Annotated in this window: 21 protein-coding genes and 1 pseudogene; 9 read left to right on the top strand and 13 right to left on the bottom strand. The window is 35.4% G+C overall.

Annotated features, from left to right (window positions below):
- Nucleotides 1-43: 43 nt before the first annotated feature.
- The 5 genes from B9T31_RS08270 to B9T31_RS08250 form a co-directional block, all read right to left on the bottom strand.
- Nucleotides 44-1105 (bottom strand): sulfate/molybdate ABC transporter ATP-binding protein, encoded by a 1062-nt coding sequence (locus tag B9T31_RS08270; protein ID WP_086181478.1) that lies wholly within the window; start codon nt 1103-1105, stop codon nt 44-46.
- Between the two features lie 11 nt (nt 1106-1116).
- Complete coding sequence (gene cysW / locus B9T31_RS08265; RefSeq protein ID WP_086181477.1) at nt 1117-2004, bottom strand: sulfate ABC transporter permease subunit CysW; 888 nt, start codon at nt 2002-2004, stop codon at nt 1117-1119.
- Nucleotides 2001-2834, bottom strand: a complete 834-nt coding sequence (cysT, locus tag B9T31_RS08260; RefSeq protein ID WP_086181476.1) for a sulfate ABC transporter permease subunit CysT — start codon at nt 2832-2834, stop codon at nt 2001-2003. The genes cysW and cysT overlap by 4 nt, the downstream gene beginning before the upstream one ends.
- A gap of 77 nt (nt 2835-2911) precedes the next feature.
- A complete protein-coding gene (locus tag B9T31_RS08255) occupies nt 2912-3520 on the bottom strand; it encodes an alpha/beta hydrolase (protein ID WP_086181475.1) in 609 nt (202 codons plus the stop codon).
- 29 nt (nt 3521-3549) lie between these two features.
- Nucleotides 3550-4560, bottom strand: coding sequence for a sulfate ABC transporter substrate-binding protein (locus B9T31_RS08250; RefSeq protein ID WP_086181474.1), 1011 nt, complete (start codon nt 4558-4560; stop codon nt 3550-3552).
- Between the two features lie 172 nt (nt 4561-4732).
- Here B9T31_RS08250 and pabC point away from each other — a divergent pair, with 172 nt between their 5' ends.
- From pabC to tmk, 3 genes are read left to right on the top strand one after another with little or no spacing between them, the layout of a single operon-like run.
- Nucleotides 4733-5542, top strand: a complete 810-nt coding sequence (gene pabC, locus B9T31_RS08245) for an aminodeoxychorismate lyase (RefSeq protein WP_086181473.1) — start codon at nt 4733-4735, stop codon at nt 5540-5542.
- Nucleotide 5543: 1 nt separating this feature from the next.
- Nucleotides 5544-6608 (top strand): endolytic transglycosylase MltG, encoded by a 1065-nt coding sequence (gene mltG, locus B9T31_RS08240; protein ID WP_086181472.1) that lies wholly within the window; start codon nt 5544-5546, stop codon nt 6606-6608.
- A gap of 2 nt (nt 6609-6610) precedes the next feature.
- Nucleotides 6611-7216: a dTMP kinase gene (tmk, locus tag B9T31_RS08235; protein ID WP_086181471.1), complete on the top strand. Its 606-nt coding sequence runs from the start codon at nt 6611-6613 to the stop codon at nt 7214-7216.
- 68 nt (nt 7217-7284) lie between these two features.
- Here the strand turns inward: tmk and nadB are convergent, their stop codons facing one another.
- Complete coding sequence (nadB, locus tag B9T31_RS08230; RefSeq protein WP_086181470.1) at nt 7285-8913, bottom strand: L-aspartate oxidase; 1629 nt, start codon at nt 8911-8913, stop codon at nt 7285-7287.
- Between the two features lie 223 nt (nt 8914-9136).
- On the opposite strand from nadB, the gene B9T31_RS08225 reads away from it, so the two are divergent.
- Together B9T31_RS08225 and B9T31_RS08220 are read left to right on the top strand one after the other, a co-directional pair.
- Nucleotides 9137-10522, top strand: coding sequence for a Do family serine endopeptidase (locus B9T31_RS08225; protein WP_086181469.1), 1386 nt, complete (start codon nt 9137-9139; stop codon nt 10520-10522).
- Nucleotides 10523-10644: 122 nt separating this feature from the next.
- Complete coding sequence (locus tag B9T31_RS08220; protein ID WP_086181468.1) at nt 10645-11103, top strand: acyl-CoA thioesterase; 459 nt, start codon at nt 10645-10647, stop codon at nt 11101-11103.
- Nucleotides 11104-11419: 316 nt separating this feature from the next.
- On the opposite strand, the gene B9T31_RS08215 is transcribed toward B9T31_RS08220, so the two are convergent.
- From B9T31_RS08215 to B9T31_RS08200, 4 genes and pseudogenes are all read right to left on the bottom strand, one after another.
- Nucleotides 11420-12016, bottom strand: a complete 597-nt coding sequence (locus tag B9T31_RS08215) for a cytochrome b (protein WP_086181467.1) — start codon at nt 12014-12016, stop codon at nt 11420-11422.
- Nucleotides 12017-12027: 11 nt separating this feature from the next.
- Nucleotides 12028-13074, bottom strand: coding sequence for a catalase family peroxidase (locus B9T31_RS08210; protein ID WP_086181466.1), 1047 nt, complete (start codon nt 13072-13074; stop codon nt 12028-12030).
- 186 nt (nt 13075-13260) lie between these two features.
- Nucleotides 13261-13437: pseudogene (locus B9T31_RS18235) on the bottom strand (helix-turn-helix domain-containing protein); the annotation flags it as partial.
- A gap of 319 nt (nt 13438-13756) precedes the next feature.
- Nucleotides 13757-15856, bottom strand: a complete 2100-nt coding sequence (locus B9T31_RS08200) for a TonB-dependent siderophore receptor (RefSeq protein WP_086181517.1) — start codon at nt 15854-15856, stop codon at nt 13757-13759.
- Nucleotides 15857-16406: 550 nt separating this feature from the next.
- On the opposite strand from B9T31_RS08200, the gene B9T31_RS08195 reads away from it, so the two are divergent.
- The 3 genes from B9T31_RS08195 (at nt 16407) to B9T31_RS08185 (ending at nt 20176) form a co-directional block, all read left to right on the top strand.
- Complete coding sequence (locus tag B9T31_RS08195; protein ID WP_086181465.1) at nt 16407-17255, top strand: bile acid:sodium symporter family protein; 849 nt, start codon at nt 16407-16409, stop codon at nt 17253-17255.
- 785 nt (nt 17256-18040) lie between these two features.
- Entirely contained in the window at nt 18041-19339 is a 1299-nt protein-coding gene (locus tag B9T31_RS08190; protein ID WP_086181464.1) for an MFS transporter, read from the top strand.
- A gap of 66 nt (nt 19340-19405) precedes the next feature.
- Nucleotides 19406-20176, top strand: a complete 771-nt coding sequence (locus B9T31_RS08185) for an SDR family oxidoreductase (protein ID WP_086181463.1) — start codon at nt 19406-19408, stop codon at nt 20174-20176.
- Between the two features lie 33 nt (nt 20177-20209).
- Here B9T31_RS08185 and B9T31_RS08180 read toward each other — a convergent pair whose 3' ends face one another.
- On the bottom strand, nt 20210-21301 hold the full coding sequence (locus tag B9T31_RS08180; protein WP_086181462.1) for a glycerol dehydrogenase: 1092 nt from the start codon (nt 21299-21301) through the stop codon (nt 20210-20212).
- Nucleotides 21302-21382: 81 nt separating this feature from the next.
- A complete protein-coding gene (locus B9T31_RS08175) occupies nt 21383-21931 on the bottom strand; it encodes a 2,4'-dihydroxyacetophenone dioxygenase family protein (protein ID WP_086181461.1) in 549 nt (182 codons plus the stop codon).
- Nucleotides 21932-22099: 168 nt separating this feature from the next.
- Here B9T31_RS08175 and B9T31_RS08170 point away from each other — a divergent pair, with 168 nt between their 5' ends.
- Nucleotides 22100-23008: a LysR family transcriptional regulator gene (locus B9T31_RS08170; protein WP_086181460.1), complete on the top strand. Its 909-nt coding sequence runs from the start codon at nt 22100-22102 to the stop codon at nt 23006-23008.
- A gap of 119 nt (nt 23009-23127) precedes the next feature.
- Here the strand turns inward: B9T31_RS08170 and B9T31_RS08165 are convergent, their stop codons facing one another.
- Nucleotides 23128-24288, bottom strand: a complete 1161-nt coding sequence (locus B9T31_RS08165) for a YbfB/YjiJ family MFS transporter (protein WP_228146012.1) — start codon at nt 24286-24288, stop codon at nt 23128-23130.
- Nucleotides 24289-24448: the final 160 nt, after the last annotated feature.

Genomic DNA, 24448 nt, shown 5'->3' with positions numbered 1-24448 from the left:
CTGTGTTCCTTAAAGGATGGAGCTTTCGCTCCATTTAAAAGCCTTATGCGACTTGATTTTTGAATAAATGCAAGTTTATTGCACTTAACCAAACTGTTTGGTTGGGACGGAATTGATGCAATTTAGATTCTTCGGGAGTTAAAGAAACTTCAATTAAATTACCTTGACGATCATTTAATTCAGCAATGACTTTTCCTGCAATCCAAAGTTCACGTAAAAATGTAGCTTGGATTGTATTCTGCTGTGGCTGAGAAAGGATGCGTAATTCATTTGGTCGAACAAATGCAATGACGTCACCTTGCGGCATATTTTGTGTATTTGTTAATTGAATATTATCTTCACCTATTTGAATAATACCATTTTTATTGATACCTTCAAAACGATTTGCTTGACCTAAAAAGTCAAAGACAAATGGTGTGGCTGGCTTTTCATATACTTCACGTGGAGAGCCAATTTGTTCTACATCTCCTTTATTCATGACAATAATTTGATCTGCAACTTCTAATGCTTCCTCTTGATCGTGTGTCACAAAAATAGAGGTAATATGTAGCTCGTCATGTAATGCTCTAAGCCAGCGTCTGAGCTCTTTACGAACTTTTGCATCTAATGCACCAAAAGGTTCATCAAGAAGCAAAACTCGTGGTTCTACTGCTAAGGCGCGTGCAAGAGCAATACGTTGTCGTTGACCACCAGAAAGTTGTGCAGGGTAACGATCTGCTAAAAAGCCGAGTTGTACCAAGTCAAGTAGACGAGTGACTCGTTTTTTAATTTCGGCTTCTGAAGGTCGTGTTGAACGTGGGCGAACTCGTAAACCAAAAGCGATATTGTCATATACGGTCATATGACGAAATAAAGCATAGTGTTGGAAGACAAAACCAACTTCTCGTTCACGTACATGAACATTGGTAGAATCTTGTCCTTCAAGAATGATCTGTCCACTATCTGCAGATTCTAAACCTGCGATAATGCGTAAAAGTGTTGTTTTACCACAGCCAGAAGGGCCAAGTAAGGCAACCAATTGACCATCTGGAAAATCTAAAGAGATGTTTTTAAGTGCATGAAATGCACCAAAGTTTTTTTCAATATTTTTTACTTGAATACTCATGATGTCATTCCTTAAGAAACTGTTGAATCTTCGTTACGTTTGTCTTGCTTTTCTTGGCGTGCTTCAACCCATGTTTTTAAAATAAGGGTAATAATTGCAAGAAAAGCCAAGAGTGAAGAGACTGCAAACGCTGCACTAAAGGTATATTCGTTATAGAGAATTTCTACATAGAGTGGAAGTGTATTGGTTTCTCCACGAATATGACCTGATACAACAGATACTGCACCAAACTCACCCATTGCACGTGCATTACAAAGAATGACGCCGTAAATTAAACCCCATTTAATATTTGGGAGTGTTACTTTCCAAAAGGTTTGCCAACCAGAGGCGCCAAGTACAATAGCCGCTTCTTCCTCTTCTGTGCCTTGAGCTTCCATAAGTGGAATAAGTTCACGTGCGACAAATGGAACAGTAATAAAAATTGTTGCAATGACAATTGCAGGAACAGCATATAAGATCTTGATATCATGATCTTGTAACCAATCACCGAACCAACCTTGAGTACCAAAAATAAGTACTAGCATTAAACCAGCAATCACTGGTGATACTGAAAATGGCATATCAATAATGGTGGTTAAAATTGATTTACCACGGAAATTGAATTTTGCAACAGACCATGCAGCTGCAACACCAAAAACGACATTCAGTGGAACAGCAATTGCGGCTGTGAGCAAAGTTAGCTTAACCGCAGATAATGTGTCTGGTTGTATTAGAGCATTAAAATAAACACTCATCCCTTGTTTAAATGCTTCTACAAAAACCAGCACTAAAGGTAAAACTAAGCAACTTAAAAAGAAAATTAACGCGATGATGAGCAGTAAGTTACGAACCCATCTAGGTTCTCGAGTTGCATCACGAGATTGAAGTCTTTCAGCTAAAGCATTGCTATTTGTATTCATCGAGCAGATCTCCCTGTACGACGGCTTGCCCAAGCTTGCAGCAAGTTAATCAAAAACAAGATTGCAAATGAAATGACCAACATCACAACAGCAATCGTTGTTGCACCTGCATAATCATATTCTTCTAAACGAGAAATAATCATTAAAGGTGCGATTTCCGTTTTAAAAGGTTGGTTACCTGCAATGAAAATGACGGAACCATATTCACCTACACCGCGAGCAAATGACAGCGCAAATCCTGTGAGTAATGCAGGCAGTAAAATAGGTAAAATAATTTTAGTGACAATTTGGAATCGATTTGCACCTAATGCAGAAGCAGCTTCTTCTAATTCAGTTTCCAAATCACTTAGCACGGGTTGAACGGTACGTACAACAAACGGGAGTCCAACAAAAATTAATGCAAGTGTAATACCTAATGGGGTATACGCAATTTTAATACCCAAAGGTTCTAAATATTGACCAACCCAGCCAGTAGAGGCATAAAGTGATGTAAGTGCAATACCTGCAACAGCAGTAGGTAGTGCGAAAGGTAAATCAACGAGGGCATCTACAATACGCTTACCTGGAAAGGTATAACGCACAAGGCACCATGCCAATAATAAACCAAAAACTACATTTACCAATGCAGCAATAATTGCGACTGTAAAACTTAGCCTTAAAGACGCTATAATACGTTCAGATGAAATAATTTCCAGTAAACCATCCCAGCCAATACCTAGCGATTTAATAAATACAGCAGATAGTGGAATAAGAACAATTAAGGATAAATACGCTAGGGTAAAGCCTAGAGACAGACCAAATCCAGGCAGCACTCGGGATCGCTGCGACATGACTACTCCTCAAAGAGAGAATACTGGTTAATGTAACCAGCGAAAATGAAATTTAAAACAAGCATAATTTGCAGGGCTCAAAAAGCAAATTTAAATAAATACTTGTTGTCATCAGAATTATTGATATGTTGCATATTCTTTTCTGAAATTAAAAAATTATAAATTTCAGGGAAAGGCCCAAAGCCCGAAGCAACATTAATATGACCGACTTGACCTAAGTTTACTGGTGCTAAACGCCAAGATTTTGCAAGTTCTATGGCATCTACAAAACTGAGCCAAGGGTCATTTTCACTGATGAGTAAAGTGGTCGGAACTCGAATTTGAAGCTGATGAAAATAATCGTGATAATTATTGTGTTCGTCAATCGCAAAACCAGACTCACTAAATCGTACTGGATTTGCAGGTGCAACGAGAACTAAGTTGTTTATTTTACGATTAAGTTCAGGATGTTGTGCTAATGCGGCAACCGTTGTTAAACAACCAAAACTATGTGCAACTACCTGAATATTATCATTATTGGTCGCTAAAATTGTATTTATAAATTCGGTTATCCAAATTTGTAATACCGGAAGATTCCAATTTTTTTGTTGGACACGGGAGCAGGATGTAAGTTGTTTTTGTAACCAAGACTGCCAGTGAGCATCCTCACTACCGCCTACACCGGGAACAATTACAGTATGTGTCATCATGCTGCTCCTATGTTGATTTGTTAAAATTATTTAGCGCTATTTGCTGCAACGATTTTGTCAAAAACACCACCATTTTCGAAGTGCAGTTTTTGAACTTTTGCCCAACCACCAAATTCTTGATCAATTGTAACGAGCTTTAAAGGTTTAAAATTATTTTTATATTTTGCCAGTACTGCTTCATTACGTGGACGATAGAAGTTACGTGCAGCAATTTCTTGACCGAGTGGAGAATACAAGAAGTTTAAGTAACCTTTAGCAAGATAAAGATTTCCTTTTTTCTCTGCATTTTTTTCTACTACAGCAACAGGCGGTTCTGCTAAAATTGAAATTGAAGGCGTAATAATTTCAAATTTACCAGGTTGTTCACGCACAGCTAAATGCGCCTCGTTTTCCCAAGCTAAAAGAACATCACCAATACCGCGCTCAGCAAATGTCGTTGTTGCTCCACGTGCACCTGAATCTAAAACTTTAGTGTTTTTATAAATTTTACGTACAAATTCTTGTGCAGATGCATCAGTGCCATTTGGTAAATTCTTTGCATACGCCCAAGCTGCTAAATAGTTCCAACGTGCGCCACCTGATGTTTTTGGATTTGGTGTAATAATTTCAATGCCTGGTTTCACCAGATCATTCCAATCTTTAATACCTTTAGGATTATCTTTACGCACTAAAAACACAATCGTAGACGTATATGGTGTAGAGTTATCAGGTAATTTCTTTTGCCAATCTGTTGGAAGTAATTTAGTTTTTTCTGCAATTGCATCAATGTCAGCTGCTAAAGCAAGAGTCACGACATCTGCATCTAAGCCATCAATGACGGCACGTGCTTGTTTACCTGAACCACCATGAGATTGTTTAAAGTCAATTTTTTGACCTGTACGACTTTGCCAATAAAGTCCAAAATTTTTGTTTACATCGTCATATAATTCACGCGTTGGATCATAAGAGACATTTAAAAAGCTTTTTGCTGTGGCAGTAAAGGAAGTTGCTGAAATAATTGCTGCAAGGATCCCAAGTTTTAATTTTGAACTTTTCATGCTTATTCCAATTATTAAATACGTTATAAGATGGAGCAAGGATAACGCTAGATGCTTTTTCAAAAAAATAATAAAAAATGAATTTTATATGAATAAAAAAGAATAAGAGAAATGAATATTAAAATTTAAATAGACTGAATACAATATTGCGAATGGTTGAGGAAATTTTGTTATGCAATGTTTTAGAAATGCACAAAAAGTAAGTGATATTTCATTGTTTGATCGTGCATTTCATTATGGTGATGGTTGTTTCACTACGGCACGCATACGCCACGGAAAAATTGAATTAATACATTTACATATTGCACGACTAACATTGGCATGTGAGCGTTTATTTTTGCAGATAAATTTGGTATTTATTGAGGAAACTTTAAAGCAACTCAATGCACATCACTTAGCAGAAGGCACGTTAAAAATTTTGATTAGTCGTGGTGAGGGGCAACGTGGTTACAGTTTGCCAAAACAGAATGCTGATTTATGGGTTTTTTATTATCCTCAACAGGTGAAGACATTTCAGCCTGATTTTATCGAATGTGGTGTATTAGAGCAACGTATTGGTATATCTATGCCAAATTTAGTAGGATTAAAAAGTTTAAATCGACTTGAACAAGTATTGCTTAAACAGGAAGCCGATCAAAAAGGATGGGTAGAAGCATTAAGCTGTGATGTTCATGATTCTATTGTTGAAGGGATTAGTAGTAATTGTTTTTTTCAAATAAATGATACATGGATTACCCCTGAACTTCGCTATAATGGTGTACATGGCGTGATGCGTGCGGAAATTTTAGCGAGAATGCAACGCTATCAAATAAATTGCGAACAAAGATTGGTGAATGTGGATGAAATACCAAAAATTCAAAGTTTATTTTTTTGTAATGCATTAAACTCTATGCGAGTCGTAACTCAGCTAGATCAGCGAAGTTTAGATTCACATGCATGTCTTCGTCTTTTTAATCATCTTCAATTGAATCAGATTTTTTAATATGTCTACGCCCAAAGCCAAGTCAAAAGTCAAAAAGAAAGCCAATAAGACAACTCATCGATTTTCAATCAGAATCTATCTATTGATACTCACAACTTTAGTGATTGTTATGATGGGGGGATTGTGGTCGAGTTTATTTAAAAGTTACCCTGTTGAGGGGAAAAAGCAAATGTTAGCCATTAATCATGGTGATACCTATTCAGCTTTTATTGAGCGACTGAGCAAAGAAGATAAAGCTCATTTTCCTTTTATTTTAAAGTTATACCAACGATTTTTTATTCACGACACCCTGAAAGCAGGGGTGTATGAAATTCCCCAAGGAACCAGTATACGTCAAGTTTTAGACATGATTTCAAATGCAGATAATGCACAATTAAATCGTATTTTGGTGATTGAAGGTACGACATTTAAAGATTTAATCAATAATTTAAGAAAAGATGATTTAGTAACACATGAGCTGAGTGATCTATCAAATGATGAATTGCTCAAAGCTTTAGATATTCCATTTACACATCCTGAAGGTCTATTTGAACCTAATACCTATTTCTTTGCAAAAGGTGAGTCGGATAAAAAGATTTTACAAGATCTATATCATCGTCAAATGAAAACTTTAGATCAGGCTTGGGAAAATAGAGCGCCAAATTTACCGTATAAAAATAAATATGAAGCGTTAATTATGGCATCAATTATAGAAAAAGAAACCAGTGTAAAAGCTGAGCTTGAGCAAGTATCAGGTGTTTTTGTAAGACGTTTAAATATGGGAATGCGTTTACAAACAGATCCAACGGTCATTTATGGAATGGGGGATAAGTATCAAGGTAAGATTACGCGTCAAGACTTAAGAACACCGACCGATTATAATACCTATACTATTTCAGGTTTACCGCCAAGCCCAATTGCGTTGCCAAGTAAACGAGCGATTGAGGCTGCCATGCATCCAGATCAATCGGCTAATATTTACTTTGTCGCAACAGGAAATGGTGGGCATAAATTTAGTACAAATTTGCAGGATCATAACCGTGCAGTTCAAGAATATTTGCAAGTATTAAGATCAAAAAAGGAGTAAGCATGTTTATTAGCTTTGAAGGTACTGAAGGAGTTGGTAAAACGACGCTTATTCAACGTATTTATGCTTATTTAGAGCAACAAAATCATCAAATTGTATTAACACGTGAACCAGGTGGAACTGTGATGGCGGAACAAATTCGTTCATTACTCTTATCTGTAAACCACCAAGAACAAATGAGCCATGATACTGAGTTATTGCTCATGTATGCTGCACGTGCACAACATTTGGCACAAGTCATTGAGCCTGCATTAAGACAAGGTCAAACGGTTTTATGTGATCGTTTTACAGATGCAAGTTTTGCATATCAATGTGCTGGGCGTGGTTTAAACCCAGAAAAGCTCGCTTTATTAAATGAAAGCTTTGTATCTCGAATGCCACATTTAACGTTTTGGTTAGATGCACCCATTGAAATTGGAATGAATCGTGCGCGTGAGCGAGGCGCTTTAGATCGTTTTGAGCAAGAAAAGTTGAGTTTTTTTGAAAAAGTTCGTTTAGGTTATGAAACACTTTGGCAAAAACATCCTGAACGAATCAAGCGTCTAGATGCAACTCAAATACCAGATCAGGTTTTTTCTGAAGCACTTCAATATTTGAATTTTAATTAATAAAGACTATATAAAAATAAAACTCGCCATATCAGATTGATATAATTTAATGGCGAGTTGTTTAAATTTTAAGGATGGATTGATTCCTTTTTAACTTGAAAATTTGGTGGTATGAGCACGGTTCGCTCTAATGTTTGATTTTGATCTGGATAATCTAAGGTGAAATGTAAACCACGTGATTCTTTGCGTTGTAAAGCACATTGCACAATCATTTCAGAAACCATGACCAAGTTTCGTAATTCAATAAGATTTTTACTGACTTTGTAATCTTGATAATATTCATTAATTTCATTTTTGAGCATTTCAATGCGGTGCAAAGCGCGCTCTAAACGTTTAGTTGTTCGAACAATGCCCACGTAATTCCACATGGTTTGCCGAAGTTCATCCCAATTTTGCAAAATGACTACGTCTTCATCTGGATGGGTGACTTGGCTATCATCCCATGAAGGTATTAAAGGAAGTAAAGTATGTTCCTTAAATTGCATTTGAATGTGTTTGGCTGCGGACATACCATATACAAAGCATTCTAAAAGAGAATTACTTGCCATACGGTTGGCACCATGTAAGCCTGTATAAGCGGTTTCACCAATGGCATATAAACCGAGGAGGTCTGTTTGACTATGTTGATCAACCATGACCCCACCACAGGTATAATGTGCGGCAGGTACAACAGGAATCATATCTTGGGTAATATCAATCCCAAAAGTTAATAAATGTTCATAAAGTGTTGGAAAGTGTTCTTGAATAAAATCTGCAGATTGATGCGTGATATCTAACCAAACATATCGAATCCCTAAGCGTTTAATTTCAAAATCAATGGCACGTGCAACGACATCACGTGGTGCAAGTTCAGCACGTTCATCAAAACGTAGCATGAATCTTTCACCATCTGGTAAGCGTAAATACGCACCTTCGCCACGCATCGCTTCTGTAATTAAAAAAGATCGTGCTTGAGGATGGTACAAACATGTTGGGTGGAATTGATTGAATTCCATATTGGCGACACGACATCCCGCACGAAAAGCCATTGCAATTCCATCACCAGTTGCAATATCAGGATTTGAGCTATGAAGATACGCTCTCATTGCACCACCACAAGCGAGTGCAGTAAAAGGGGCTAAAAAGGTATGTACTGTTTCGGTTGCTTCATTGAAAGCATAAAGTCCAATAGCACGCTTTGGACCATCAATTTTTAATTTATCAGACGTAATGAGATCTATTGCGATGTAATGCTCAAATATTTCAATATTTTGATGTTCACGCGCGCGTTCAATGAGTTTGGTTGAAATGGCTTTTCCAGTCGCATCTGCGGCATGGATAATCCGTCGATGTGAATGACCACCTTCACGTGTTAAATGTAATTGTTCTTTTTCATCTAAAGTAAATTGCACACCTTGACTCAGTAAAAAGTCGATCGATGCTTGCCCACCTTCAACAGTATGTTTAACGGCATTCAATTCGCATAAATGCGAACCTGCAATCATCGTATCATTAATATGATTTTCAATTGAATCTGTCTTGTCGAGTACCGCAGCAACGCCACCTTGAGCATAATATGTACTTGCATCATTTAAATGTGATTTTGCTAAGATTGCGATTTTAAAGTGATTTGGTAAAGAGAGTGCGAGTGTTAAACCTGCACCACCACTACCAACAATAATGACATCAAACTCATGAGAAATAGTTGAATTGGACATGTCTATGGTGGGATTGAAAAATGTTTATTAATAACACCGCTTTTTTTAGCAAAAGGCAAGAAATTTTCAATTAAAATGAATAAAAATAATGAAGATTAAGTAACGAACAGTATATTAAATGCTTGTTTTATAAAAAACTGAGAACATATTATTACGTAAGATATATACTATTTATGATAAATATCGATCTGTTTAAATTAAAAAAATTGAGTGAATTCAGTATATGAGTAATGAATATTTGAAAAAAGGTGCATATACGGCATTTTTTACAATCGCATCGGTTCAAACCTTTGCAGCAACGCCTGTAGATTTCTCAGATTTGGTTGAAAAAGTCAGCCCAGCAGTTGTCAGTGTAAATGTAGTAAAAAAATTATCAGAGGAAGAGCTACTTCAACAACAGATTCCAGAAATTTTGAAACGTTTTTTTGGTAATCAAGTGGTGATCCCTCAAAAACAAGTACCACAAGAAAAAACAGGATATGGCAGTGCATTTTTCATTGGAAAGGATGGTTATTTATTAACGAATCATCATGTCATTGAAAATGCATCTAAAGTGACGATTATGCTGAATGATCGCCGTGAACTCGATGCAACAGTCGTTGGAAGTGATGCACGCACGGATGTCGCTTTACTTAAAGTTGACGGGAAAAATTTCCCAGAATTACGCACAGGAAATGTAGATAATTTAAAAGTAGGGGAGCCAGTACTGGCTATCGGTTCACCATTTGGATTTGATTATTCTGCATCTGCGGGAATTGTAAGTGCAAAAATGCGTAATATGCATGGTGAAGCAACCGTTCCATTTATTCAAACTGATGCAGCATTAAATCCTGGAAATTCAGGTGGTCCTTTATTTAACCAAAAAGGTGAAGTGGTTGGGGTGAACTCACGTATCTTTAGTGGTACTGGTGGGTATATGGGATTATCATTTTCTATTCCAATTGATGTTGCCATGGATGTTGCGGATCAATTGAAAAAGAATGGTAAAGTGACACGTGCATATTTAGGGGTAAGTCTACAAGAAATAGATCGAACTTTGGCGGAAGCTTATAAATTGCCAAAACCAGAGGGTTCACTTATCACTCAAGTAACCCAAGGTTCTCCAGCTGATAAAGCGGGATTAAAATCTGGTGATGTGATTTTAAAATTAAATGGAGTGCCTATTTTAAGTACAGTTGAGTTATTTGCTTCGTTAAATCGTGCTGTACCAGGTCAAACCTTAAATTTTGAAATTTTAAGAGATGATAAACGTCAGAATAAATCAGCAACATTAACCACAGCTCCAGACGATACTCCTGCGAATAGCCCTAATACCGCTAAACCAAATGCTGGGCCAGTACTTGGCGTTTCTATTCGTAATTTAGCACCGACTGAGATGGAACGCTTAGATACGAAGGGTGGCGTATTAATCCAAGATGTACGCGCTGGTGGTATTGCAGCAACTGCTGGAATTATGCCTGGTGATGTGATTATTCAAATCAATAACTCAGAAATTAAAGACTCAGAACAGTTAATTAAAGTTGTTTCTGAGTTGAAAAAAGGCTCTGTAGCACGAGTAACATTGATTCGACAAGGCGCTCGTGGAATTGTTGGAATGAGAATTTCTTAATATTTTTAATATATTGTCAATTTAGAAGCCGCTCATTGTAGCGGTTTTAATCATGTACTGATAGGTATTATCAACATAGTATACACAAGACTGATGAAGAGTCATTGTAAAAGAGAGTGAAAATGACAGATATATTTGATCTGGAAATTCAAGTTGAAGCGAAACATATTGATGTTTTAGGTCATGTAAATAATGTGGTCTATGTACAGTGGATGCAAGATATTGCATCTGCACATGTCGAATATTTAGGTTTGGGTGTGCAGGAATATCTTAAATTAAAGCATGCAATGGTGGCTGTAGAACATCATGTACAATATCGAAAAGCTGCATTAGACGGTGAATCCGTTATTTTAAGAACATGGTTAGATGATATCAATGCTTTATACTTATCTCGCCAATATGCCTTCTATCGTCCCGAAGATAAATCTATTTTGTTTTTAGCAAATACAAAATGGACATGTATAGAAATTGCATCAGGACGTCCTAAACGGATGTCACCAAGTTTTACTCAAGCTTATCAGCCAATTTCTACCAATATTAATCCTTTTGATTTTGAAAAATACCATATTGACGAAAAGTAGATTAATTTATAACAAGTGGCGTTTTATTGATTTTTCAGCTATTGCTGAAAGTTGCGCATAATCATGAATACTTTGAAAGTCGATTTGCTATAGATCATACTCTTCTTAAAATATGAATACATACGACAAGCATAATTACATCGAAGATCAAGCTAAAGCTTGTAAATTATTTTGCATAAGTTCGACTTTTATAATTGATCATTAAAATGAATCGCAAGCCAATTCAATGCTAAAGACCACTTTTGAATTGGCATGGTTCTTTTTGGCTAAATCAGGAGAAGAGAAGATCTTGCTACGTTGGGATTACATAAGCTTTTTAAAGTTTATCTTTTTCATTATTTAAATGTACAGTAGGGCTCGTTTTTTTTGAATCCCCACAAACCATGCTAGAAAACACACCATCACGATAAATTAATGCGTGCAAGAGAGCAGCCGAGATGTGACCTAAAATAATAGCAAATAGCAACCAAGCAAAAATACCATGTGCTGTCCGTAACAAAGCATAAAGTGTAGTGTTATATGGAGCAATAGATGGGAGGCTTAAGTCTGGTGTCAAATTTATAGGCCACCCTCCAGCAGATAGGGTTGCCCAGCCAAGTAACGGCAAAATAATCATTAAGAGATAAAGCAACCAGTGTGAGATATGTGCAATTATTTTTTGAAGCCGTGGAATAGTTGCTGGTAATGAAGGGGCAGGGTAGTAGATTCGATTTATCAGTCTTAATATTGCTAATACTAAAATTGCCATGCCTAAGGGCCGATGAATATCTATTAACCAAGGTCGCCAAGTTAATGATGTAGTCATTCCAACCCCAATAAATAACATTATTAAAATAGCGAATGCCATAAACCAATGTAATATACGAGCAGTTAAATTAAAATGATGTATTGTATTATCAGATATTTTTTTCATTATAAAATTTCCTATTTACCAATAGCATCTTTTGCTTTGCCAAAACCAATTTCACGTAAACGAGCATTATAAGAGTGCGAGTAGATACCAGCTCTTGCTGCTAAAACAGGATCATTTGATAACTTAATACCAGACGGAACTAATGTTGGATCAAAATTAATATCACGACAATCGCCATTTTCTTGATCAGTTACGTGTTTTACTTCCAACACCCCTGCAATAATTTCTTCACGATTTTCAGGCCAAGGTTGAGATGGATCATCAATGGGATCTTCTGGTTTTGCAAGTTGTATAACTAAGTCCCAATAAAGAGGGCTTTTATCCAATTTTTTCTTAATATCTTTAAACAAGAAGTCATGATCAGCCTGTGCATGCTGTTCTTTTGTCAAATTAATAAATTTTGAATGGGGTCGCATAGACCAACGGAATGGTTGTTTTTCTCCATTTGAATTTACCAATATAAAAGCGTTAATACTATAGTATTCAGAACTACTAAAACTACTCGGTAAGGGCATTTTATCCTGCTGTTCAACTGCTTTACGTGCTTCTGGATAATCTTTAAAAAATTTAGCAACCCTTACTGGATCAGGTTTTCCAGTTTTAGGATCTACTTTAAAAGCAGCGATTAGTTCTAAAAAACCTTCTGGTGTTCGAGTAGCAAAATAGGGAAAATTATTTAATTTCATTCGCCACTGGGATTGGTCATCTGGTCTAATTAGTAATGCTATACTAACTGTTTGAGTAGAATTATCTGCAGCATGAGGGTTAGGACTACCTATGGAAAATCTCCCAATTACAGGCATATTAGAATTAGAAAAAACTTGAGCTGTAGAAAATTTTTCTATGTTTCCATTGCTATGATAAACTCCATCAAAACAAATACCTTTGCCATGTGCGCGTCGATATCCTGGGTCAAACTCTTTTATTGAATTTCCAAGAAAAGTTTTTGTCGTTATACGCTCGCCAATTAAACCTGCAAACCATAAAAATGTTAATGCTAATATCCCAATTATTGAAACAATAATACTTAATGAGATTAATCTTTTCTTATAACTCAAATCACTTTCCGTTTTTAGCGTTATTTATGTTAAATGTATCACATTTAACTTTAATATTGTTAATTTTTTGCGTTGTTTTATATGCGGATAAAACTCCCCCTACTTTAAGTCGGCTATTTAAAGCATTTTTAAGGTTGATGCTTTTCATAGCCGAGATGATTTAAACGTTCTGTATTGAGTGCAGTTTCAATCTATACCTTCACCTTCGGGGATATCCTTGGGTAAATTAAACAAACCTGACTGGATTAAAGTATCTTCAACTTGATGAACAATTCTGGAAGCTGTTAGCTCTGATACACCATAACTTGTAGTAAAATGAAATAAGGTTCGATATTCTCGCCAATAGCTTAAACAGAGTAAAACCTGATCTTCAAATCACAGTTTGGGTGGTCTGCATTTAGAAGGAATTTCCATCTTCATTTGTTCAACCATTAGAGAAAATGTTGAACGAGGGATGCCTATGTAACGCTTAAACTGAGAATCAGAAAGCTTTATTGAATCGTGATATTTCATACACAGATTATGTGTGAGAATCTAAAATTCAGGATAAAAAACAAGCAAAAAGATGAAAACTTTTTGATTTATGAAAGAGACTTAATGTAGTAAGACAAAATTAAGTTGGAATATGATATTTATATTCCAACCTGATAATGTGAATAATAAGATGGTTGATTAAAAGTTATTAGTATTTAAAATTAACATTAAAACGAATCATTCGAGGATCTCCCCAATTCACAAGCTGTGCATTTGGTGTGGTTCCTATGAGGTATTCTCGGTCAAATAAATTTTTGATACTTAAATTTGCTCCCCAATGTTTCGCTTCATATCCTGCATTGACATCAAATAAAACATAAGTTGGTAATTCAACATAATCTGTACTGCGCTGCGCTGTACGTGAGCCTTGATATCTCATTCCAGCACCAATATACCAACCGAGTTTATCTGTATTAAAGAAGTATTGTGATGACAATGAGGCTGAACTTTTAGGAATATGATTGATCCGATTTCCAATATCAGCAGTGGTCAAACTTTCTTTAATTTTTGCTGTTGGGATATAACTATAAGTTGCTGATAAATCCCATTGTGACGTTAATGCGGCAGCAACTTCTGCTTCAAAACCTTTGGTTTGCTGTTCGCCAATTTGTATGGAGAATAGTCCTGAGGCATCTGTTTCAGTTACATTTTTTCGAGTTAAATCGTAATATGCGATATAGCCTTGCAATTGTTGATTTAAAGCTTGGAATTTTACACCGACTTCCGTTTGTTTCCCTGTTTCAGGCTTCAATAGTTCCCCATTTTGCCCTGCATCAGTGACAGGCATAAAAGATGTAGAATAGCTAATATAAGGTGCAAACATATCATTAATGCGATACATCACTGAGCCATTACCCGTAAAAGCACGATCTGAATTTTTAATTTTGGTTTGTTTTAAGGTATTATCAACTTTTATTTGAGTCCAATCTTGACGGCCAGATAAACCAATAATCCAATGATCTTGAATTTTAATTGTATTCTTTACATATAAACCAGCATATTGGCTATAGGTAATTTCGTTGGTTGGCGCACCTAATTTCTTAATGATGATATTGCCATAACTTGGCTGGTTTACATTAAAGTCATTAATCGTATCATTACGACGATAATAATCACTTCGTTCATGCATTAAGTCTAAACCAGTCATGAAATCATATTGAATGGAACCAAAGTTGAAATTACGCTGTATATTATTATCGAGCGCGTAATTGATATCCTGTTTATCTTGATTGTTAATTGAACGTTTTATAATAGGCAATGTACTTCTGCCAGAAGCTAGAATCGGGCTACCTTTTGCATCTGTTTTGGTTACAGCAAAATTTTGTTTAAAAATCCAATTATTATCAAAATAATGGGCATAATTTGCTCCTAAACGATAGACATCTATTTCATAGCCATGATCTGGATCACCAAAAAATAATTGATGTGAATAATTCCTATATTGACCATTGCTATAAGGAATACCTTGTTGGCGCACATATTTTCGATGCTGATAACTTGCGATAACTGATAAATCATCCGCCTCTCCTAAATCGAAATTATAGGAAGGAGCAATATAATAATTTTTAAAGTAGACTTTATCAGTTGGGTCATCCTGATCAGATATTCGTCCTACAAGTCTAAATGCACCTTTTTCAGTTTGATTCGGTGCATAATTTAAATCAAAGGTTCCTTCTTTTAAACCATAACTGCCGTAGCTTAACGTTCCTTTATATGCTGTTTCGGCTTGTGGGCGTTTGGTTGTTAAATTTACTAATCCACCTGGCAGACTCAAACCAAAGCCTACCGATGTAGGACCTTTTACGACTTCAATAGACTTAAGCCCAGATATGTCTTCAGAGCGTAAGACGTTATTTGAGGTTTGTATTCTCAAGCCATCGATATATGTTTGAGCACTAGAAATTTGCCCACGAATAATAAAATCATCCCAACCACGTCGACCATATTGCCCTGCTGAAACACCTGCAACACCATCTAAAGCTTCTGCTAAAGTTTTGGCTTGTTTTTGTTCTAATTGTTGGCTTGTCAGTACACTAATGGCTTGAGCAGTTTCAAATAACGGCGTATTTGTTCGTAATACGGCTTGAGCAGTGATTGCAGCATACTGTGTATTATCATGAGCAGCTTTTACAGTAATTGTTGGAAGGGTAGAAGACGGTATTTCTTCTATTACATTAGATTCAGCATAAACTGTAGATGCTAGGCAAGCAGAAACAGAAAATGCTAAGTAAGCGCGTTTAAATTGCACAGGAGAATACCAAGGGAGAAATAATTCTGAATTATAATCATTTGCATTTAAAAGTATAGTGAAAGATGAAGTTTCATTGAATTGAAATTCATTCACTGTTTGTCTGATTTATTGAATGATGTCGTGCTTAATAATCGGCTCTAAATAGAGTTTTAGATGATCTAAAGTACAGTTGATGAATAATCATATGCTCAGGATTTAGCACTAAAAATAGAAATAAATATGAACAAAGACAGCACACAATGTATGTGCTGAAAAGATAAAATTTGAAAGTATAAATTTTTATAATAAGTGAATTTACTTTCGATTCAAGTGAGTAAAAAGTGTGCTCTCTGCCAATATTTATAGCCATTCATGCTTATACCTAGTGAAGTTCAACAAATGGTTTAAATTTCTTTAAATAAACTCTAAAAATGATCATTAAATATAAACATAGTTTTATAACTGTATAGTTTTTTTTACTTTTCAATACTTGTTGATTTTTCATTTATACTCTAAATATTAAGAATTAAAACCATATTAAATAATGAGTTGAAACAAGGATGTAAAAATGAATATTTTTTTAACACTGTTACCAATTGGTTTAGCCATAGTCATGATTGGTCTAGGCTTAGAATTAACAATCAATGATTTTAAACGCGTGAGAAAGCATCCTAAAGCGATTATCACCGCGTTATTTTGTCAGTTAGTATTATTGGTTAGCTTGGCCTTTATTATATGTAAATTATTTTCTTTACCACCGTTATTGTCGGTTGGTGTGATGCTTCTGGCAGCATCTCCAGGTGGACCAACTGCAAATATTTTCAGTTATTTGTATAAAGGCGATATTGCACTTAATGTGACCCTTACAGCAATAAACTCTATAATCGCAGCATTTACCTTACCATTAATTTTAAATCTTTCGTTGAGTTATTTCTTGAATGATACCCAACAAGTCGGGCTTCAATTTAGTAAAATCATACAGGTTTTTATTATTATTTTAGTGCCTGTTATTATTGGCATGTTGATTCGAGCGTATTTGCCGAAATTTGCCCATAAAATTGAAAAATTTGTTAAATATTTTGCTGTAGCATTTCTTGTAACGATTATTGTGGGGGCAATATATAGTCAAAAAGATCAAATTTTAGAATATATTTTGCAAATTGGGACTGTGACTGCACTCTTCTGTTTTTTAAGTTTAACTCTTGGATATTTCATACCAAAACTTGTGGGTGTGAGTAGTTTTCAGGCACGTGCATGTTCATTTGAAATAGGGATTCATAATAGTACTTTAGCCATTACGATTGCATTAACTGTTTTAGCTAATCCTACAATTGCAATACCTGCTGTTGTATATTCATTATTTATGTACATTTTTGCAATTATTTTTGGCACGATCGTCATGAGAGAAAAACGCTGAATGTCAGCGCTTAAGTTCTATTTATTTGCTGGAAGGCATTTATATTATTAAATGCCTTCACGCGGATTTTAATTCGTTCAAGTGTGATAATCATTTTGATAGCTATGCAATGCATTATGTTTTTATGGGTATAGGCTTTAGGCAATTTATTAAGATATTAATAGATAAGCATTTTTATTTCATATTGATAGCGTGAATATGGAGCGATGCATTGTGGAAAATCCATCATAATCTTATAAAATATTGATGTAACAATAGTCTGAGACGGATTTTTAGCAAGGTGAGTAAAATTCGAAAGAAAACTGATTATAGTCTTCAGAATTTTGTAAAGAGAAAAACTTTATTCCATGATTCTATCTATCTAAATTTTGATTTCATTAATCATGGTGATCAAAAATTATGGTGATATTTCAGTGTTTTTTATATTAATACATTGGATAATCTATACGGAAATTATGGGAAATGGCCATTGGGAAGAGTTGATGCCATCAGGATATAAAAAGTCATTTACGCTTTGATTTAGCCTATAAAAGTCTAGGTCTTTTAGAACCTTATATTCATTATAAAATTGTTCAATATCGCGATCATCTACAAGGTTGATAGCGTGTTGATATTTATAAATGTCATCTATTAAAGTGTTCCTTAAATTCACAATCCGCTTGAACTACCTTCATCATTAGACCGTCAAAATTATGTAAGAATTCTTAGAGGCAAAGGATGAGTTCTATCGAACTTAATATTGGAATGCCGAAATTTTCTAATTAATTTAATGGATTGAAATAGCCATGACGAGTTTTTCTGATATTGAGTCAAAGTCACAGCAAAAAGTAAGTAAAGAGGTAAAAAAATCCTTGGTTGCCAGTGGAGTTGGCAATTTATTAGAGTGGTATGACTGGACAATTTATGCTGTAGCATCTGTATATATTGCGACTGCATTGTTTGATAAATCAAATCCAACATCAGCTTTGTTGAGTACACTGGCTGTTTTTGCTGTAGGTTTTGTATCTAGACCAATTGGTGGGTTTGTATTTGGTCCATTAGCCAATAAGTATGGTCGTAAAAATATTATGTTAGTGACGATGGTTATGATGGCACTAGCGAGTTTAATGATTGCATTTATTCCTTCATTTGAGCAGATTGGTGCTTGGGCTTCAGGACTATTACTGATTGCGAGATTAATACAAGGTTTTGCTCATGGTGGAGAAACTGCGACCTCTTATGCATATATTGCAGAAATAGCACCGCCTAAAAGACGTGGTCTATGGTCAAGTATGTCATTTTTTGCAGTTGGAACAGGTTCACTGCTCGCAACGCTTTTTGTCGTTTTGTTAAACCAAATTTATACAGAGGCACAAATGTATGAATGGGCATGGCGAATCCCATTTGCTATAGGTGGTGGTCTGGCATTCTTTGCTATCTATTTGCGCCGTAATATGATTGAAACACATATTGAAGGACAAGCTACAGCAGATGTAGAAGAGGTGATATGGCCTTTACCAAAGATCATTAAGTCAGGGATGAAATTATTTTTCTATGAAGCAGGTTCTACGCTGACATTTTATACCTGGGTTACATGTGCGGCAATTTATGCAATTAGCATACAAAATATGCCAGCAAAAGATGCATTTATGATGAGTTGTATTGCACAGGTAATTTATTTAATTTGTCTTCCTTTTCAAGGATTATTATCTGATTTTATTGGTAGAAATGCTAACTCGTTAATTACTTATATTGGATCTTCACTGTTACTTTTCCCATTATGGAGTTTAATTAGTTCTGAACCGTGGACATTACTCGTGGCACAAAGTATTGGTCTCTTTACGATGGGTTTTTTGATGTCCTGTAAACCTGCTGCAATGTCAGAACAAATTCCAACTAAATATAGAACAAACTTTCTAGGCTTTTTTATGTCATTGGCAATTGCCATATTTGGTGGAACAGCATCATTTATGAATACATGGTTATATTCAATTGATAAAGGGTGGATTTTTAATATTTATCTCATAATTGTCTCGATATGTGCATGTATTGCGGTACTTACTTGGAAGAATAATAAAGGGATTGATCTAGATAAGATTAAATAATAATTAGCCATCCCAAAAAGCCATGTCTTTGTGGCTTTTAACATCACATCCGAGATCAAGAAAAGTATGAATCAATTACAATTTATGGGTCGAAATATTTTAATTACAGGCGCTGCTCATGGAATAGGTGCAGCAATTGCAGAACATTTTGCTCAGTTGGGAGCTACAGTCGCATTGGTGGATAATCATCAGCAATATTTAAGTGAAATACATTTAAAACTTGCAAGAAAAGGGTATAAGGTTCGTTCTTTTGTGACCGATATTTCAGATTATGAGTCCTGTCAGGCAGCTTATATCTATTTTTCAAATGAGCTTGGTTTTATGGACACGCTCATTAATAATGCAGGAATTTCACCTAAGCATCAAGGTAAAGCTTATAAAATATGGGAACTACCTGTAGAAGAATGGCAACAGGTCATCAATGTTAATTTAAATGGTAGCTTTTATTTTAGTCATTTACTTGTTCCTGAAATGATTAAAAATCGGTTTGGTAAAATTATTAATACATCTTCTGTTGCAGCAAATGCATATTTATCGGTGGTAGCATGCCATTACAGCACAAGTAAATCGGCAATTATCGGATTAACGCGGCATTTAGCTGGAGAGTTAGGTCAATATAACATCCATGTTAATGCTATAGCTCCTGGACGTATTGAAACACCAATGGTCTTTGAGGCTGGTGAGCACTTTAACCAATCTGTTATAGACGAGACACCATTAGGTCGACTTGGTGCAACATCTGAAGTTGAAAAAGTTGTGGAATTTCTTGCTTCAGATCAGAGCAGCTTTGTCACGGGGCAGGTGATTGATGTCGCTGGTGGTTGGTTAATGCGATAAGATTAAAGGGAGAAATAATCTCCCTTTAACATTTTAGTTTTCATACTTCAAATGATGAGTATAAAGAATTGCTTTTTTAAGGGCATCTGCAGTGATTACGGGTATAAAATTTTTACTATAAGAATTATCTAATGTATTGCTCACAATCGTATCGAGTTGACCATGAGATAATACATCCTTAAAACCAAGGTCATCTAAAGTTGTAGGTAATCCGATTGATCGTAAAAATAAGATAAGTTCTAGAAGAAAGCATTGTTCCCTTTTTTCTAGGATTGCTTGAACAATCGTTCCATATGCAACCAGTTCGCCATGTAATTTTGTAGATAATTCTGGGATAGACGTGAGACCACGAATTAATGCATGTGCTAAAGAAAGTCCACCACTTTCGAAACTTAATCCACTTAGTAATACAGTTGACTCGACAACTTGTTCAACGGCAGGTGTAATTTTTTTTTGTTTAACATCTTCATAAGCAGCTTTCCCCCAAGTGATGAGATTCATATATGTATGATTTGCTAAGAGCAAGGTCATTTCTAATGGTGGAGTCCCAAATGAATTTAGACCATTCGCATTTTTACATTGATTAACTTCGAACATTTTACTTATTGCATCCCCAATTCCAGCTGCAAAAAATCGTGCGGGTGCATGTACAATCGTATCTAAGTCTACAATCACAATGTCTGGATTACGTTGGGTTTTTTCTACTGCTTGAACTTTATGGTTTTTATCATAAATAATAATGAGTCGACTGGTTGGCGCATCACTTGATGCTACTGTAGGACAAATAATAATAGGTAAATTTAACTGTTTTGAAATTCCTTTAGTGGTATCCATAGCCTTACCACCCCCGAGTGCAATTAAGGCATCTACATGATGTTCCAGCATATTTTGACTTAAGTATTCAATCGTTTCATATGTGCACTCACCCGAAAATTTAAAAGTAATATATTGAATTTTAGATTGATCTAATGCATCTGTTACCTTGGTTAAAATTTTCCCTTCAGTGATCGGATCATAAATAATACAAATGTGTTTAAAGCGATATTTTTGACTCACTTCACCAAGATGTAAAAGTGCATGCTGTCCTTGAATATATTCACCTGGAAATCCCATAATTTTTAACATATTTAATCCTTTATTGGTTTGATAAAAATAAAAATGCCAATCCTGAAATGAATTGGCATTTTTTGATTATATTGTCTGTGATTAGCGAATAATTTTTTCTAATTCACTGTCGGGTAACCCAAGGCTTTTATAGTGTGCTCGAGTTGCTTCTAATTTTGTAAATACATCTTCATATCCCACAGCATTTCCATATGGATCTACGTAGGTATAACCCCCATGTACGATAAATAAGGTGATCATTTCACTCACATCTTCAGGAACAAACAATGTATGTGTTTCACCTGGTGGCTCATAAGCAAAAGACTTCTCTTCTGCAATCCAATCATGTTCTAAATAATACCAACGACCTTTAAGAACAAAGGCATGCACAGCTCCAGTATGACGATGACGTGAAAGCACACCGCTTTTTCGCACACGTAATAAATTAATGTAATAACCAGTACTTGTGTTAAAAAGTAGGGGTTTAAAGCTGACCGCCTCGGACGTTGGAACCCATAAATGATCATCTTTCAAATATTCATCAAGTACGCCAGGAATGACAAGATCTGGAGACATATAGGGAACTTGAGGTAATTGAAATGGCATTAATTCTTTATTTGCTGAAAAATCGGGGTTTCTTTGCTCAAGCATAGCATTCTCCTTGAAATAACATCTTTGACTTGTGTGAGAAAGATCTTATCAAAAGCATTCGATATGAAGATTGCGCCTAATTCAAACTATATGTGAATGAGAGGCACGGCTAATCGAATAAAAAAATGTAATATGGAAAAGAACTCCAATGAGAATAGGCAAAATTTTATGGATAATTATCGACAATTAATGGCATTTATATGGGCATTTGAACATGGAAGTTTTTCAGCGGCGGCCCGTGCTAATGATCTCACCCCATCTGCAATGAGTAAATTAATTACTCGACTTGAAAATCGGTTAGGTGTCCGTTTGGTTATACGAGGAGCTAGAAAGGTGACTTTAACTGAAGAGGGTGCGGCATATTTAAAAAGTGCTAAAAATGTTGTTGCAGCAATGCAAGAAGCTGATTCTTTAGCGGAAGCTTTTCCAACCCGAATTAGTGGTGTTCTTAAAATCAGAACCATGCCAACATTTGCACAGCATCAGATATTACCTTGGCTGCCAGAGTTTTTAGCGTCTTATCCATCATTAAGTGTAGATTTTGAACTAAATGCGATATATCAAGATGATTTTGATAGAGGGGTTGATCTTGCAATATATGGCGGAATACTTCCGTCTTCTTCACGAATTGCAACCAGAATTGGAGACAGTGAGTGGATAACATGTGCATCACCTAAATATCTACAAAAATATGGAATACCAAGTAGTCCTCAAGACTTACTGAAACATCGCTGTTTTCATTTTAGTTTTTCAAGTAGTTGGAATAATTGGGATTTTGTTAAAAATGATGAAAGTTTAATCATTCCTGTAAAGCCGATAGCTTCTTTTTCTCAAGGTACTTTTCTTCGAGACTTAGCATTAAGAGGAGAAGGTATTGTAAGGCTAGCAGATTATCATATCGGTGAAGATATTAAACAAGGAAGGCTGATTCCTATTTTGAGAGATTTTAGTTCTGGAATTACTGAGCCACAGTATTTAATTTATGCAAATAGAAAATTACAGAGCCCTAGAATTAGATGCTTTATTCAGTTTATTCAACAAAAGGTTAAGGAAAACCCTTGGAAAATTCAGTATTAAATTAAAATAAATGGTCGCTATATGAGCTTCTTAAATTATGGTTAAGACTTTTAGAACATTATCCCATGAACTGAATAGCGCTCATTAATATATTTATCGTGAAACTTTTCGCTTAAAAATTAATGAGAAAATTTTAAAAATAAATTACTTTTTATGCTTATCAATGAAGCAATTAATAATGCTATCGATGCGACATATAAAGCACTATTAAACGAATGTGTAATAGCAAATAATGTATTTGTAACCAATGGTCCCATAATTTGTCCAATACTAAAAAAAATAGTCATGATGGCCAACAAATTACGTTTTGTTTGTTTTGCAATAGATTGCGCAACAGGCATGGTAATGGTCACTGTTCCCATGAATGTACCGCCAACTAAAAAGGCACTAAGCAGATATCCAAATGTTGAAGTTGAGACGTTAGGTAAAATCACCCCAAAAGCTTGAATGATCAAATTTGCAGAAAGCGCAATACGTGTACCGTAGTGTTGATGGAGTTTGTGCCAAATAAAACATGATGGAATTGCACTTAAACCAAATATTGCCCAAACATGGGCAGAATCTAGATTAGGTAAAGCATGTTTGACTAAAAGAGGTAAGTATGTGGCAGTGATAATATAGCCAAACCCAGCTAAGCCATAAATGATGATGATCGGTAAAGATTGAGTGATTGTAGATTTAAAAATGATTGGTTTTATAGTGATTTTTTCATGATCAATAGCTGTTTTTATAATTAAATGACGTACGGTGAATAACCCTATGAATACACTGAATAGGGCAAGTAATAGCCATAAGCCTTGACTGGATAGATTGAGGAAAGTCCCTACAACAATTAATTCGGCAGACAAGAAAATACCTAAACCGACACCTGAATATAAAAATGGAGTGAAGTGTATGAGTTTATGATGGCTGAGAAGCCATAATGATGCAGATACCATTGCCAATGCGCTGAAGACACCAGCAATACCACGTATGAGAATAATGGTAATAACAGAATGGGGAGTCGAAAGAATACCTAAACAAAAAATAGTTCCGATTATTGACCATAAGCAAAAATAATGAGCATGATATGCACGGATTTTAACTGAAATTAAAGCACCTAAAAGATAACCTGCATAATTAATAGATGCGGCAATACCACCAGCAGATAAGCTGAGTACTTTTTCTTCTACCATGTGTGGATAAATTGCGGTAAAAGCAAAGCGACCGAAACCCATTCCAATTGCCATAATGAAAGTGGCACTGATTGCAAGTTGTAAAGGAGAGGGTATTTGTTTCATATCTATCTACCATGCAGATATTAAAAATGATTGATTATTTAGATGCTAGGCTTCGATCTTACAAAACTACTCGCTATATTCAATGTGTTGAGTGGGGCTAGATTTACCAAAAACTTTAGTGTCAAAAAGGCTTGCACCATAAGTCATAAAACTGAACAGC

Origin of the sequence: Acinetobacter sp. ANC 4558, from assembly GCF_002135375.1 — a bacterium.
Lineage (GTDB): Bacteria > Pseudomonadota > Gammaproteobacteria > Pseudomonadales > Moraxellaceae > Acinetobacter.
The sequence above is the reverse complement of the archived record's forward strand: the minus strand, read 5'-3'. Positions and strand labels throughout refer to the sequence as shown.